Here is a 13,992-nt window from a genome sequence, read left to right on the forward strand (position 1 = left end):
CCTGTGCTCGTCGGCTCTCGACGGAGACTAGCGGCCAAGGCCGCCGGAGTCAGCGAGAACAGACGAAAAGTCCTGGTCAGCCTCGGCCGACCAGGACATTCCCGGCATAACACCTGAGTTTTTTGGTCAGGATTCCGTCAACACGCAGTTACGTGGCAGGGTCAGCGGTCCGAGACGGCCGTACGGACCTCGTCCGCGAACCGTCCGGCGGCTTCGCGCAGCCCGGATGCGTCCGGACCGTGGCGCAGCACGCCCCGGCTGACGCTGGGCACCACATTGCGCACCGCGTCGCCGAAGACGCCCGGCAGATCCGCCGGCGTCGCCCCCTGGGCGCCGATGCCGGGGGCGAGCAGCGGGCCGTTGATCGCGAGGTCCACGCCCGCGTCGCCGAGCGTGGCCCCGACCACCGCGCCGACCGAGCCGAGCGGGGCGGCGCCCGCGTTCTCGGCGGCCATGTGGTCCAGCATCAGCTGGGCCAGCGGACGGCCGTCGGCCGCCGTGGCGCGCTGCACCTCGGCGCCCTCCGGGTTGGAGGTCAGGGCGAGCACGAAGACGCCCGCGCCGGAGACCGCCGCCGCGTCGAGCGCCGGCCGCAGCGAGCCGAAGCCGAGGTACGGCGAGACGGTGACCGCGTCCGAGAACAGCGGCGAGTCCTTGTCCAGGTAGGTCGCCGCGTAGGCGCCCATGGTGGAGCCGATGTCGCCGCGCTTGGCGTCCATCAGGACCAGGGCGCCGGCTGCCCTGGCCTCCTCGACGGCCTTCTCCAGGACGGCGATGCCGCGCGAGCCGAAGCGCTCGAAGAAGGCGGACTGCGGCTTGAGCACGGCGACCCGGTCGGCCAGCGCCTCGACCACCGTGCGGGTGAAGCGCTCCAGGCCCCCGACGTCGTCGTTCAGCCCCCAGGAGGTGAGCAGCGAGGCGTGCGGGTCGATGCCGACGCACAGCGGGCCGCGGGTGTCCATGGCCTGGCGCAGCCGGGCACCGAAGGGTTCCAGGGTCATTTCGCCGCCTTCCGGGTTCCGGCGCCGACGGCGTCCGCGAGCGTGGCGTACGGGGAGGCGGCCAGCCGCGCGGCCAGGCCCTTGTGGATGGCGCGGGCGTAGAACGGGCCCTCGTAGATGAAGGCGCTGTAGCCCTGGACGAGGGTGGCGCCGGCGAGGATGCGCTGCCAGGCGTCCTCGGCGTTCTCGACGCCCCCGACGCCCACCAGGGTGATCCGGTCCCCCACACGCCCGTACAGGCGGCTCAGGACCTCCAGGGAGCGCTCCTTGAGGGGTGCGCCGGACAGGCCGCCGGTCTCCTTCACCAGGGACGCGGGGGACTTCAGGCCCAGGCCCTCGCGGGCGATGGTGGTGTTGGTGGCGATGATGCCGTCCAGGCCGAGTTCCACGGCGAGGTCCGCGACGGCGTCGACGTCCTCGTCGGCGAGGTCCGGGGCGATCTTGACGAGCAGCGGGACGCGGCGGCCGGTGACGGTGCGGTCGGCGGCCTCGCGCACGGCGGTGAGCAGCGGGCGCAGCGACTCCGTGGCCTGGAGGTTGCGCAGGCCGGGGGTGTTGGGCGAGGAGACGTTGACGACGAGGTAGTCGGCGTGGGCGGCGAGCCGCTCGGTGGACTTCACGTAGTCGGCGGCGGCGTCGGCCTCGGCGACGGCCTTCGTCTTGCCGATGTTGACGCCGACGGTGGTGCGGAAGACCGGGGTGCGGGCGGCCAGCCGTGCGGCGACGGCGGCGGAGCCCTCGTTGTTGAAGCCCATGCGGTTGATGAGCGCGCGGTCCGCCACGAGGCGGAACAGCCGCTTCTTCGGGTTGCCGGGCTGCGCCTCGCCGGTCACGGTGCCGATCTCGACGTGGTCGAAGCCGAGCATCGCCATGCCGTCGATCGCGACCGCGTTCTTGTCGAAGCCGGCGGCGAGGCCGAAGGGACCGTGCATCCGCAGGCCCAGGGCCTCGGTGCGCAGCTCCTTGTAGCGGGGGGCGAGGGCGGCGGCCACGAAGGTGCGCAGCACGGGGATGCGGGCGGCCAGGCGGATCCAGCGGAAGGCGGCGTAGTGGGCCTGCTCCGGGTCCATGCGCTTGAAGACCAGCTGGAAGAAGAACTTGTACATCACGGTGTCCTCATGAAGAGGGGGACACCGTTTCCGGTGCCCCCCTGCTGGGTTCTGCTAGTCGCGGGCCGCGGTCAGGCGTTCCGCGTGTTCCTGGAGGGAACGGACGCCGACGTCTCCGTTGTTGAGGGCGTCGATGCCCTGGACGGCCGCGGCGAGCGCCTGGACCGTGGTCAGGCAGGGCACCGAGCGGGCGACGGCCGCGGTGCGGATCTCGTAGCCGTCGAGGCGGCCGCCGGTCCCGTAGGGGGTGTTGACGATCAGGTCGACACCGCCCTCGTGGATCAGCTGGACGATGGTCCGCTCGCCGTTCGGGCCCTCGCCCTCGGACAGCTTGCGCACGACCGTGGCGTTGATGCCGTTGCGCTTGAGGACCTCGGCGGTGCCGGAGGTGGCCAGCAGCTCGAAGCCGTGGGCGACCAGCTCGCGGGCCGGGAAGATCATCGAGCGCTTGTCGCGGTTGGCCACCGAGATGAAGGCGCGGCCCTTGGTGGGCAGCGGCCCGTAGGCGCCGGCCTGCGACTTGGCGTACGCGGTGCCGAAGGCCGAGTCGATGCCCATGACCTCGCCGGTGGAGCGCATCTCCGGGCCGAGGATGGTGTCGACGCCGCGGCCGTGGATGTCGCGGAAGCGCGACCACGGCATGACGGCCTCCTTGACGGAGATCGGCGCGTCCAGCGGCAGGGTGCCGCCGTCGCCGTGCTTCGGCAGCAGGCCCTCCTCGCGCAGCTGCGCGACGGTCGCGCCCAGCGAGATCCGGGCGGCGGCCTTGGCGAGCGGGACGGCGGTCGCCTTCGAGGTGAAGGGCACGGTCCGCGAGGCGCGCGGGTTGGCCTCCAGGACGTAGAGGATGTCGCCGGACAGCGCGAACTGGATGTTGATCAGTCCGCGGACGCCGACGCCCTTGGCGATGGCCTCGGTGGAGGCGCGCAGCCGCTTGACGTCGTGGCCGCCGAGGGTGATCGGGGGCAGCGCGCAGGCGGAGTCGCCGGAGTGGATGCCGGCCTCCTCGATGTGCTCCATGACGCCGCCGAGGTAGAGCTCGGCGCCGTCGTAGAGGGCGTCGACGTCGATCTCGATGGCGTCGTCGAGGAAGCGGTCGACCAGGACCGGCCGGGTGGGGCTGATCTCGGTGGACTCGGCGATGTACGAGGAGAGCCGGGTCTCGTCGTACACGATCTCCATGCCGCGCCCGCCGAGCACGTACGACGGGCGTACGAGGACGGGGTAGCCGATCTCGTCGGCGATCTGCTTGGCCTCGGTGAAGGTGGTGGCGGTGCCGTGCTTGGGCGCGGGCAGGCCGGCCTCGGCCAGGACGCGGCCGAAGGCGCCGCGGTCCTCGGCGGCGTGGATGGCCTCCGGCGGGGTGCCGACGACGGGCACGCCGTTGTCCTTGAGCGCCTGGGACAGGCCCAGCGGGGTCTGTCCGCCGAGCTGGACGACGACACCCGCGACCGGGCCCGCGAGGGTCTCGGCGTGCACGATCTCCAGCACGTCTTCCAGCGTCAGCGGCTCGAAGTACAGGCGGTCGGAGGTGTCGTAGTCGGTGGAGACCGTCTCCGGGTTGCAGTTGACCATCACGGTCTCGTAGCCCGCGTCGCTGAGCGCGAAGGAGGCGTGGACGCAGGAGTAGTCGAACTCGATGCCCTGGCCGATGCGGTTGGGGCCGGAGCCCAGGATGATCACCGCGGGCTTGGTGCGGGGCGCGACCTCGCTCTCCTCGTCGTAGGAGGAGTAGAAGTACGGGGTCTTCGCGGCGAACTCGGCGGCGCAGGTGTCGACCGTCTTGTAGACCGGGCGGATGCCGAGCGCGTGCCGCACCTCGCGGACGACGTCCTCGCGCAGGCCGCGGATCTCGGCGATCTGGACGTCCGAGAAGCCGTGCCGCTTGGCCTCGGCGAGCAGTTCGGGGACGAGCTTGTCGGCGGCGGCCAGCTCGTCGGCGATCTCCTTGATCAGGAAGAGCTGGTCCACGAACCAGGGGTCGATCTTCGTGGCGTCGAAGACCTCCTCCTGGGTGGCGCCGGCCCGGATCGCCTGCATGACGGAGTTGATCCGGCCGTCGGTCGGGCGGACCGCCTCGGCCAGCAGCTCGGCCTTGTCGCCGGGGTCGCCGGTGAAGGTGAACTGCGAGCCCTTCTTCTCCAGGGAGCGCAGGGCCTTCTGCAGCGCCTCGGTGAAGTTCCGGCCGATCGCCATGGCCTCGCCCACCGACTTCATGGTGGTGGTGAGGGTGGAGTCGGCGGAGGGGAACTTCTCGAACGCGAAGCGCGGGGCCTTGACGACGACGTAGTCGAGGGTCGGCTCGAAGGAGGCGGGGGTCTTCTCGGTGATGTCGTTGGGGATCTCGTCCAGCGTGTAGCCGACGGCCAGCTTGGCGGCGATCTTGGCGATCGGGAAGCCGGTGGCCTTGGAGGCGAGCGCCGAGGAGCGGGAGACGCGGGGGTTCATCTCGATCACGATGACGCGGCCGTCGGCCGGGTCGATGGCGAACTGGATGTTGCAGCCGCCGGTGTCGACGCCGACCTCGCGGATGATCGCGATGCCGATGTCGCGCAGCCGCTGGTACTCGCGGTCGGTGAGGGTCATCGCCGGGGCGACGGTGATCGAGTCACCGGTGTGGACGCCCATCGGGTCGAAGTTCTCGATGGAGCAGACGACCACGACGTTGTCGTTGCGGTCGCGCATCAGCTCCAGCTCGTACTCCTTCCAGCCGAGGATGGACTCCTCCAGGAGCACCTCGGTGGTCGGGGAGAGCGTGAGGCCCTGTCCGGCGATGCGGCGCAGCTCCTCCTCGTCGTGGGCGAAGCCGGAGCCGGCGCCGCCCATGGTGAAGGAGGGGCGGACGACGACGGGGTAGCCGCCGAGGGTGTCGACGCCGGCGAGCACGTCGTCCATGGAGTGGCAGATGACGGAGCGGGCGGACTCGCCGTATCCGATCTTCTCCTTGACGGCCTCCACGACGCCCTTGAAGAGGTCGCGGTCCTCGCCCTTGTTGATGGCCTCGACGTTGGCGCCGATGAGCTCGACGCCGTACTTCTCCAGGACGCCGTTGTCGTGCATGGAGATCGCGGTGTTCAGCGCGGTCTGGCCGCCCAGGGTGGGCAGCAGCGCGTCCGGGCGCTCCTTGGCGATGATCTTCTCGACGAACTCGGGGGTGATCGGCTCGACGTAGGTGGCGTCGGCGATCTCCGGGTCGGTCATGATCGTGGCCGGGTTGGAGTTCACCAGGATGACGCGCAGGCCCTCGGCCTTGAGGACGCGGCATGCCTGGGTGCCGGAGTAGTCGAACTCGGCGGCCTGCCCGATGACGATCGGGCCGGAGCCGATGACCAGGACGGACTGGATATCGGAGCGCTTAGGCACGCTGGCCCTCCATCAGGGAAACGAAGCGGTCGAAGAGGTACGCGGCGTCGTGCGGGCCGGCGGCCGCCTCGGGGTGGTACTGGACGCTGAAGGCCGGCCGGTCGAGCAGCTGGAGGCCCTCGACCACCTGGTCGTTCAGGCAGACGTGGGAGACCTCGGCCCGGCCGAAGGCGGTGTCGGAGACCTTGTCGAGGGGGGCGTCGACGGCGAAGCCGTGGTTGTGCGCGGTGACCTCGACCTTGCCGGTCGAGCGGTCCTGCACGGGCTGGTTGATGCCGCGGTGGCCGTACTTCAGCTTGTAGGTGCCGAAGCCGAGCGCGCGGCCCAGGATCTGGTTGCCGAAGCAGATGCCGAAGAGCGGGGTCCCGCGCTCCAGCACGCCCCGCATGAGGGAGACGGGGTGGTCGGCGGTGGACGGGTCGCCGGGGCCGTTGGAGAAGAAGACGCCGTCGGGCGCGACCGCGTACACCTCCTCCAGCGTCGCGGTGGCGGGCAGGACGTGCACCTCGATGCCGCGCTCGGCCATCCGGTGCGGGGTCATGCCCTTGATGCCGAGGTCGATCGCGGCGACGGTGAACTTCCTGGTGCCGATCGCGGGGACGACGTAGGTCTCCTTGGTGGCGACCTCGGCGGACAGGTCGGCGCCCGTCATCTCGGGGGCCTGCTGGACGCGGGCCAGCATCGCGGCGTCGTCGGTGACGGCGTCGCCGGAGAAGATGCCGACGCGCATGGCGCCGCGCTCGCGCAGGTGGCGGGTGAGGGCGCGGGTGTCGACGCCGCTGATGCCGACGACGCCCTGGTTGGCCAGCTCCTCGTCGAGGGTGCGGCGGGAGCGCCAGTTGGAGGGGGTGCGGGCGGGGTCGCGCACGACGTAGCCGGAGACCCAGATCCGCTTGGACTCGGGGTCCTCGTCGTTCACCCCGGTGTTGCCGACGTGCGGGGCGGTCATCACCACGACCTGGCGGTGGTACGAGGGGTCGGTCAGCGTCTCCTGGTAGCCGGTCATGCCGGTGGAGAAGACCGCCTCGCCGAAGGTCTCCCCCACAGCCCCGTAGGCGCGGCCGCGGAAGGCGCGGCCGTCCTCCAGGACGAGTACGGCGGGAACCTGGGCTCCCCGGGTGGAGGTCGTCATCGTGCGATGCCTTCCGTAGTGCTGGTGAGGTGGTTGACGGCTTCGACCCAGGCTGGGTGCTCGGCCGAGTGGTCGGAGCGGAATCCGGAGTCGATCAGCTGGTCGCCGAGCGCCCAGGTGATGACGAGGAGGCCGCCCTCGGGCAGGACCTTGCCCGCCAGTGCCTTGTCGGTGCGGGCGCCGCGCAGGTCGGCGGCCGGCACGAAGAAGTCCGCCGCGCCGGGCCGTACGACGTCCAGGCCCTCGGCGGTGAGGGTGAGCTCGACGCGGCTGCGGGTGCCGAGGCCGTGGGCGACGATCCGGTCGAGCCACTGCCCGGCCGTGGTCGACGCGTGGTAACGGCCGGTGAGGGTGAGCAGCTTCTCGCCGTCCGCGTAGCCCTCGGGGGTGGTCGCGAGGGCGGGCAGGTCCGACTGGAGGTTCCCGCGCCACTTCCACCCCTGGCGCATCAGCCAGTAGACGAACACGACGAGGACGACGAGTCCGATCACCCAGCTGACGCGGGCGGGCCAGTCGGTCACCTCCGCCGATTTCTGCTCGGCGGCCAGTTGGTACAGGGTCTGTGTTGTCACGCGAGCTTCCCGTCGACGACCGTGGCACGGCCCCGCAGGAAGGTGTGGGTCACTCGGCCCGGCAGCTCGCGCCCCTCGTACGGGGTGTTGCGGCTGCGGGAGGCGAATCCCGCGGGGTCCACGACTCCACGGTATGCCGGATCGACCAGGGTGAGGTTGGCAGGCTCACCCGCCGAGACGGGGCGGCCGTGTCCTTCGAGCCGGCCGATGGCCGCGGGGCGCAGCGACATGCGGTCGGCGACGCCGGCCCAGTCGAGCAGTCCGGTCTCGACCATCGTCTGCTGGACGACGGAGAGCGCGGTCTCCAGGCCCACCATGCCCATGGCGGCCGCGGCCCACTCGCAGTCCTTGTCCTCGTGCGGGTGCGGGGCGTGGTCGGTGGCGACGCAGTCGATGGTGCCGTCGGCGAGGGCCTCGCGCAGGGCCATGACGTCGGCCTCGGTGCGCAGCGGCGGGTTCACCTTGTAGACGGGGTTGTAGGACCGTACGAGCTCGTCGGTGAGCAGGAGGTGGTGCGGGGTGACCTCGGCGGTGACGTTCCAGCCCTTGGACTTGGCCCAGCGCACGATCTCGACGGAGCCGGCGGTCGACAGGTGGCAGATGTGCACCCGGGAGCCGACGTGGGCGGCGAGCAGGACGTCGCGGGCGATGATCGACTCCTCGGCGACGGCGGGCCAGCCGCCGAGGCCCAGCTCGGCCGAGACGATGCCCTCGTTCATCTGGGCGCCCTCGGTGAGGCGGGGCTCCTGGGCGTGCTGGGCGACGACCCCGTCGAACGCCTTCACGTACTCCAGGGCACGGCGCATGATGACCGCGTCGTCCACGCACTTGCCGTCGTCGGAGAAGACCCTCACTCCGGCGGCCGAATCGTGCATGGCGCCGAGTTCGGCGAGCTGTTTGCCCTCCAGGCCGACGGTGACGGCGCCGATGGGCTGCACGTCGCAGTAGCCGGACTCCTTGCCGAGCCGCCAGACCTGCTCCACGACGCCGGCGGTGTCGGCTACGGGGAAGGTGTTGGCCATGGCGTGCACGGCGGTGAAGCCGCCGACCGCGGCGGCCTTGGTGCCGGTCAGGACGGTCTCGGAGTCCTCGCGGCCGGGCTCGCGCAGGTGGGTGTGGAGGTCGACCAGGCCGGGCAGCAGGACCTGGCCGGCCGCCTCGATCACGGTGGCGCCACCGGCGTCGAGCCCGGCGCCGACCGCGGCGATGGTCTCGCCGTCGATGAGGACGTCCTGCGGGTCGCCGCCGAGCACCTTCGCACCGCGGATAAGGATCTTGCTCATGGTTACTCGTTCTCCTCGGTACGGGCGGGGGTGGCGGCGGGCGACGGGTGGGCGGACTCGTAGCCGCCGAGCAGCAGGTAGAGCACGGCCATGCGGATGGAGACGCCGTTGGCGACCTGCTCCACGACCGTGCAGCGGTCGGAGTCGGCGACCTCGGCGGTGATCTCCATGCCGCGGACCATCGGGCCGGGGTGCATGACGACGGCGTGCTCGGGCATCTTCGCCATGCGCTCGCCGTCCAGGCCGTAGCGGCGGGAGTACTCGCGCTCGGTCGGGAAGTAGGCCGCGTTCATCCGCTCGCGCTGCACACGCAGCATCATGACGGCGTCGGAGTCCGGCAGCACGGCGTCCAGGCTGTAGCTGATGTCGCAGGGCCACTGCTCGACGCCGACCGGGACCAGGGTGGGCGGGGCGACCAGGGTGACGTGGGCGCCGAGCGTGTTCAGCAGGTGGACGTTGGAGCGGGCGACCCGGCTGTGCAGGATGTCGCCGACGATGGTGATCCTGCGGCCGTCGAGGTCCTTGCCGAGCCCGGTGTCCGGGCCGACGAGCCTGCGGCGCATGGTGAAGGCGTCCAGGAGGGCCTGGGTGGGGTGCTCGTGGGTGCCGTCGCCGGCGTTGACGACGGCGCCGTCGATCCAGCCGGAGGTGGCCAGCCGGTAGGGGGCTCCGGAGGCGCCGTGGCGGATGACGACGGCGTCGGCGCCCATCGCCTCCAGGGTCAGCGCGGTGTCCTTGAGCGACTCGCCCTTGGAGACGGACGAGCCCTTCGCGGAGAAGTTGATGACGTCGGCGGACAGCCGCTTGGCGGCCGCCTCGAAGGAGATGCGGGTGCGCGTCGAGTCCTCGAAGAAGAGGTTGACGACGGTACGGCCGCGCAGGGTGGGGAGCTTCTTGATCGGCCGGTCCGCGACCCGGGCCATCTCCTCGGCGGTGTCGAGGATCAGGACGGCGTCGTCGCGGGTGAGGTCGGCGGCCGAGATGAGGTGACGCTTCATCTGGGTGTTCTCCGGGTGGCTGGAGTTTTCAGGCATGCGGGCGCGCGGAAGCCGCCGTACGGCGGGCGGGCCGTACGGGCGGGAAGCTAGCGCTCGACCGCGGGGGCGGCCTGCTCGACCCCGAGCAGCACGGCGTCGCGGCCGTCCTCCTCGGCGAGCTGGACCTTGACCGTCTCCCGCAGCGACGTGGGGAGGTTCTTGCCGACGTAGTCGGCGCGGATCGGGAGTTCGCGGTGGCCGCGGTCGACCAGGACCGCGAGCTGGACCGCTCGGGGCCGGCCGATGTCGCCGAGCGCGTCGAGGGCGGCGCGGATCGTGCGGCCGGAGAAGAGGACGTCGTCCACGAGGACGACCAGGCGGCCCTCGATACCCTCGCCGGGGATCTCGGTGCGGGCCAGGGCGCGCGCGGGGCGCAGCCTGAGGTCGTCCCGGTACATGGTGATGTCGAGGGAGCCGACCGGAATCGTGCGGCCGGTGATCTCTTCGAGCTTGTCGGCGAGCCGGCGGGCGAGGAAGACCCCGCGGGTGGGGATGCCGAGGAGCACCACGTCGTCGGCGCCCTTGGCGCGTTCGACGATCTCGTGGGCGATGCGGGTCAGGACCCGGGCGATGTCGGGAGCCTCCAGAACGGGGCGTGCCGCGTTGCCGGTGGCGTCGTGCTGTGCGTCCATAAGAAACGGACCTCCTTCTCCGCCTCACGGGACGGACCTTAAAGGACGTCGAAATTGCACCGTCAACGTTACCAGAGCCTGCGCCGGTCCCCGTCCCCACCCCCCGGGCGGAGCCGGTACGGACCATCTCAGCTTGACGCACCCAAGTAACGCTGCGTAACCTCACAGTGAGTTACCAGCCACGCGGCCCAGCCGCGCACGTTCCAGCGTCCGGGGAGCCTTATGTCCAGCGAATACGCAAAACAGCTCGGGGCCAAACTCCGTGCCATCCGCACCCAGCAGGGCCTCTCCCTCCACGGCGTGGAGGAGAAGTCGCAGGGCCGCTGGAAGGCCGTCGTGGTCGGTTCGTACGAGCGCGGCGACCGTGCCGTGACCGTGCAGCGCCTTGCCGAGCTGGCGGACTTCTACGGCGTCCCGGTCCAGGAGCTCCTGCCCGGCACGACGCCCGGCGGCGCCGCCGAGCCGCCGCCGAAGCTCGTCCTCCAGCTGGAGCGCCTGGCCCACGTGCCGCCGGAGAAGGCCGGTCCCCTCCAGCGTTACGCGGCGACGATCCAGAGCCAGCGCGGTGATTACAACGGCAAGGTGCTCTCGATCCGCCAGGACGACCTGCGCACGCTGGCCGTGATCTACGACCAGTCGCCTTCCGTGCTGACGGAGCAGCTGATCAGCTGGGGCGTGCTGGACGCGGACGCGCGCCGCGCCGTCGCCCACGACGAGGGCTGACCAGCCCCCGCAGAAACGTGCCGCCGGGTCCGGCGGGGTCCCTTCGGGGTGCCCCGCCGGACCCGGCGTTCGTATGCCCGGGGCCGCGCGAGCGGGGCCGCGGCCCGGACATGCCGAAGGACCCACGGCGACAGCCATGGGCCCTTCGTCGGCGGAACGCCGCCGGGTGTCACTGCTCCCGGCGGAGGTTCGGCTTGAGGTCCTTGAAGCGGGCCAGCAGGCCGTTCACGAAGGACGGGGATTCGTCGGTCGAGAACTCCTTGGCGATCTGCACCGCCTCGTCGATCACCACCGCGTCCGGGGTCGCGTCCACCCAGATCAGCTCGTACGCGCCGAGCCGCAGGATGTTCCGGTCGACGACCGGCATGCGGTCGATCTCCCAGTCCACGGCGTAGGTGACGATGAGGTCGTCGATCCGGTCCGCGTACTGCGCGTACCCCTCGACGAGCTCCATCGTGTACTCGGTGACCGGCGGCTGACGGGTGTCGGACCGCGAGTGCCGCACCCAGTCCGCGAGGACCGTCTGCACGGACTCACCGCGCTGGTCGGCCTCGAAGAGGATCTGGAAGGCACGCTTGCGGGCCGTGTTCCGGGCAGCCACGGTTAGCTGTTCACCCGGCCGAGGTAGTCGCCGGAGCGGGTGTCGACCTTGATCTTCTCGCCCGTGCTGATGAAGAGCGGGACGCCGATCTCGTAGCCGGTCTCCAGGGTGGCGGGCTTGGTGCCGCCGGTGGATCGGTCGCCCTGGACGCCCGGGTCCGTGTGCTGGATGGTCAGCTCGACGGCGGCCGGCAGCTCGACGTAGAGCACCTCGCCCTCGTGCTGGGCGACGGAGGCGGTGAAGCCCTCGATCAGGAAGTTGGCGGCGTCGCCGACGGCCTTGCGGTCGACCATGAGCTGGTCGTAGGTGTCCATGTCCATGAAGACGAAGTACTCGCCGTCCATGTACGAGAACTGCATGTCGCGGCGGTCGACGGTGGCCGTCTCGACCTTCACGCCGGCGTTGAACGTCTTGTCGACGACCTTGCCGGACAGCACGTTCTTGAGCTTGGTGCGCACGAAGGCCGGGCCCTTGCCGGGCTTGACGTGCTGGAACTCGACGACGGACCAGAGCTGGCCTCCGTCGAGCTTGAGCACCATGCCGTTCTTGAGGTCGTTCGTGGAAGCCACGGTTGCGGAATCTCCTGGACTGAAGCTGGTGGAACGACCGAGGACGCGCGCTAGAGCGCGAGCAGCTCCTTGGTCGTAATGGTGAGTAGCTCGGGTCCGCCGTCCGCCTCGGGGCGCACGACGAGCGTGTCATCGATCCGGACTCCGCCCCGGCCCGGGAGGTGGACCCCCGGTTCGACGGTGACCGGCACACAAGCGTCCAGTTTACCCATGGCAGCGGGTGCCAGCTGCGGGTCCTCGTCGATTTCGAGCCCCACCCCGTGGCCCGTCCAGGGTGCGAGGCCCTCACCGTGCCCCGCGGAGTCCAGGAGATGGCGGGCCGCGCGGTCCACGTCGCGGTACTCGGCGCCGGGCAGCAGAGCCTCCCGGCCGGCCCTCTGAGCGGCGAAAACCAGGTCGTAGAGCTCGATCTGCCAGTCCGCCGGGGCCGTTCCGATGACGAAGGTGCGGCCGATCTCGCACCGGTAGCCGCGGTAGTTGGCGCCGAGGCGGACGGAGAGGAAATCTCCTTCCTCCACGCGCCGGTCCGAGGGCCGGTGGCGGCCAAGGCCGGAGTGCGGGCCGGTGGCGACGGAGGTCGCGAAGGCGGGCCCGTCGGCGCCGTGGTCCACCAGCCGGCGTTCCAGTTCCAGCGCCAGGTGCCGTTCGGTGCGGCCGACGAGGATCGATTCGAGGAGTTCGCCGAGCGCCTGGTCGGTGATCTCGGCGGCGATCCGCAGGCAGCCGATCTCCTCCTCGTCCTTGACGATGCGCAACTGCTCGACGGTGGCGCCGAGATCGGCCAGCCGGAGCCTGGGGGCGACCGAGGCCATGGCCCGGTGCCGCGAGACCGTCAGGTCGTGCTCCTCGACGGCCAGGGACTCCGCGCCGCCCGCCGCGGCCAGGTCGGCGGCGGCGACCACCGGATCGCCGCCGGCCACCGCCAGCAGGTCCACCCGCAGGTGCTCGTCGGTGCGCCCGTCGGCCGGGTCGCCGGTCGGGGGGCGGGGGCAGAGCAGGACGTCCTCGCCGGGGCCGAGCAGCAGCACGGCGCCGGGGGGCGCCCCGCCGGCCAGGTAGCGGACGTTGGCGGGGCGGGAGACCAGGGCGGCCGCGGATCCGACTGCGGCGCACCGGTCGCGGAGCAGTCCGCGTCGGACGGCGTACACCTCTGACATGCGTCGAGCGTACGAGCGCGGCGCACGGCCCGCCCGGTCAGCGCATCCGACCGGGGGGGGCGGGCCGCCGTGGGCGGGGCCAGGAGGCGGCCGTCTCACCAGGCCGGCGGGCTGGCCAGGGAGCGGGCGAGTATGTCGTCAAGGACCCGGGCGGTGGTCTCCACGTCGTACGTCGAGTTGTCGATGATGGGCAGGCCGGAGCCGTACCAGCCGGCCATCCGGCCGTGGATGCGGGCGACCTCCTCGTCGGAGAGCCGGCGGTTGCCGCTGCGCGCGGCGTTGCGCTCCAGGACGATCTCCAGGCCGGGCAGCAGGACGACGGGCAGGAGCCCGGGGCCGACGTGGCGTTTCCAGCCGCCGAGGCCGACGACGGGGCGGTCGGGGAAGACCGCGTCGTCCAGGATGCAGGAGATGCCGTTGGCCAGGAAGTTGCGGGCGGCGAAGCCGCAGGTGCGGCGGGCCAGGCGGTACTGCGCCTCGGACTGGTCGTTCCACCCGGCCTGCGGGTCGGCGAAGCCGGAGCAGACCCACTCGCGGACGTCGTCCAGGCTGACGTGGGCGGTGGGCACCCGGCGGCGCGCCGCCCAGAGCCTGGCCACCGTGGTCTTGCCGGCGCCGGCCGGGCCGATCAGGAGCACGGCGAGGGTCGCGTTGCCGGTCCCCGGCTCGGCGGGCGGTGCGGGCAGCGGTACCGGCCTGCCCGGCGGCAGCTGGATGTGCCCGGTGGTCTCGCGGGTGGCCGGGGCCGGGGCGTGCTGCGGGGCGGGCCCGGACCAGCCCTGGCCCTGCGGGGCGGGCGGGGCGGCGGGCTCA

The 13,992-nt window shown here is 71.6% G+C and carries 13 protein-coding genes; 1 reads left to right on the forward strand and 12 read right to left on the reverse strand.

Annotated features, from left to right (window positions below):
• Positions 1 to 161: 161 nt before the first annotated feature.
• From pyrF to pyrR, 8 genes are all read right to left on the reverse strand, one after another.
• On the reverse strand, positions 162 to 1,001 hold the full coding sequence (gene pyrF, locus E6R18_RS19930; RefSeq protein WP_136318256.1) for an orotidine-5'-phosphate decarboxylase: 840 nt from the start codon (positions 999 to 1,001) through the stop codon (positions 162 to 164).
• On the reverse strand, positions 998 to 2,107 hold the full coding sequence (locus tag E6R18_RS19935) for a quinone-dependent dihydroorotate dehydrogenase (RefSeq protein ID WP_136318257.1): 1,110 nt from the start codon (positions 2,105 to 2,107) through the stop codon (positions 998 to 1,000). The genes pyrF and E6R18_RS19935 overlap by 4 nt, the downstream gene beginning before the upstream one ends.
• Before the next feature lie 57 nt (positions 2,108 to 2,164).
• On the reverse strand, positions 2,165 to 5,473 hold the full coding sequence (carB, locus tag E6R18_RS19940; protein WP_136318258.1) for a carbamoyl-phosphate synthase large subunit: 3,309 nt from the start codon (positions 5,471 to 5,473) through the stop codon (positions 2,165 to 2,167).
• Positions 5,466 to 6,605, reverse strand: coding sequence for a glutamine-hydrolyzing carbamoyl-phosphate synthase small subunit (gene carA, locus E6R18_RS19945; RefSeq protein ID WP_136318259.1), 1,140 nt, complete (start codon positions 6,603 to 6,605; stop codon positions 5,466 to 5,468). Before carA ends, carB begins: the two co-directional genes overlap by 8 nt.
• Positions 6,602 to 7,177 (reverse strand): hypothetical protein, encoded by a 576-nt coding sequence (locus E6R18_RS19950; RefSeq protein WP_136318260.1) that lies wholly within the window; start codon positions 7,175 to 7,177, stop codon positions 6,602 to 6,604. Before E6R18_RS19950 ends, carA begins: the two co-directional genes overlap by 4 nt.
• Positions 7,174 to 8,460 (reverse strand): dihydroorotase, encoded by a 1,287-nt coding sequence (locus E6R18_RS19955; protein ID WP_136318261.1) that lies wholly within the window; start codon positions 8,458 to 8,460, stop codon positions 7,174 to 7,176. The genes E6R18_RS19950 and E6R18_RS19955 overlap by 4 nt, the downstream gene beginning before the upstream one ends.
• A gap of 2 nt (positions 8,461 to 8,462) precedes the next feature.
• A complete protein-coding gene (locus tag E6R18_RS19960; protein ID WP_136318270.1) occupies positions 8,463 to 9,458 on the reverse strand; it encodes an aspartate carbamoyltransferase catalytic subunit in 996 nt (331 codons plus the stop codon).
• An 86-nt stretch (positions 9,459 to 9,544) separates the two neighbouring features.
• Positions 9,545 to 10,129, reverse strand: a complete 585-nt coding sequence (gene pyrR, locus E6R18_RS19965; protein ID WP_136318262.1) for a bifunctional pyr operon transcriptional regulator/uracil phosphoribosyltransferase PyrR — start codon at positions 10,127 to 10,129, stop codon at positions 9,545 to 9,547.
• 222 nt (positions 10,130 to 10,351) lie between these two features.
• Between pyrR and bldD the strand changes: the two genes are divergently transcribed.
• A complete protein-coding gene (gene bldD / locus E6R18_RS19970) occupies positions 10,352 to 10,852 on the forward strand; it encodes a transcriptional regulator BldD (RefSeq protein WP_018103903.1) in 501 nt (166 codons plus the stop codon).
• Positions 10,853 to 11,021: 169 nt separating this feature from the next.
• Here the strand turns inward: bldD and nusB are convergent, their stop codons facing one another.
• The 4 genes from nusB to E6R18_RS19995 all read right to left on the reverse strand — a co-directional run.
• Positions 11,022 to 11,453: a transcription antitermination factor NusB gene (gene nusB / locus E6R18_RS19975; protein WP_136318263.1), complete on the reverse strand. Its 432-nt coding sequence runs from the start codon at positions 11,451 to 11,453 to the stop codon at positions 11,022 to 11,024.
• 2 nt (positions 11,454 to 11,455) lie between these two features.
• A complete protein-coding gene (efp, locus tag E6R18_RS19980; protein WP_018524241.1) occupies positions 11,456 to 12,022 on the reverse strand; it encodes an elongation factor P in 567 nt (188 codons plus the stop codon).
• A gap of 50 nt (positions 12,023 to 12,072) precedes the next feature.
• A complete protein-coding gene (locus E6R18_RS19985; RefSeq protein WP_136318264.1) occupies positions 12,073 to 13,179 on the reverse strand; it encodes a M24 family metallopeptidase in 1,107 nt (368 codons plus the stop codon).
• A 95-nt stretch (positions 13,180 to 13,274) separates the two neighbouring features.
• On the reverse strand, positions 13,275 to 13,992 hold a 718-nt coding region (locus E6R18_RS19995; RefSeq protein ID WP_136318266.1), incomplete at its 5' end, for a Pro-rich N-terminal domain-containing protein.

Origin of the sequence: Streptomyces sp. A1277 (genome assembly GCF_004795015.1) — a bacterium.
Classification (GTDB): Bacteria; Actinomycetota; Actinomycetes; order Streptomycetales; family Streptomycetaceae; genus Streptomyces.

Bases quoted from the DNA above. Each gene is read 5' to 3' on its own strand.
- pyrR (WP_136318262.1), bottom strand. From the start codon at position 10,129: ATGGACGCACAGCACGACGCCACCGGCAACGCGGCACGCCCCGTTCTG.
- E6R18_RS19955 (WP_136318261.1), bottom strand. From the start codon at position 8,460: ATGAGCAAGATCCTTATCCGCGGTGCGAAGGTGCTCGGCGGCGACCCG.
- bldD (WP_018103903.1), top strand. From the start codon at position 10,352: ATGTCCAGCGAATACGCAAAACAGCTCGGGGCCAAACTCCGTGCCATC.
- carA (WP_136318259.1), bottom strand. From the start codon at position 6,605: ATGACGACCTCCACCCGGGGAGCCCAGGTTCCCGCCGTACTCGTCCTG.
- E6R18_RS19935 (WP_136318257.1), bottom strand. From the start codon at position 2,107: ATGTACAAGTTCTTCTTCCAGCTGGTCTTCAAGCGCATGGACCCGGAG.
- E6R18_RS19985 (WP_136318264.1), bottom strand. From the start codon at position 13,179: ATGTCAGAGGTGTACGCCGTCCGACGCGGACTGCTCCGCGACCGGTGC.
- pyrF (WP_136318256.1), bottom strand. From the start codon at position 1,001: ATGACCCTGGAACCCTTCGGTGCCCGGCTGCGCCAGGCCATGGACACC.
- E6R18_RS19960 (WP_136318270.1), bottom strand. From the start codon at position 9,458: ATGAAGCGTCACCTCATCTCGGCCGCCGACCTCACCCGCGACGACGCC.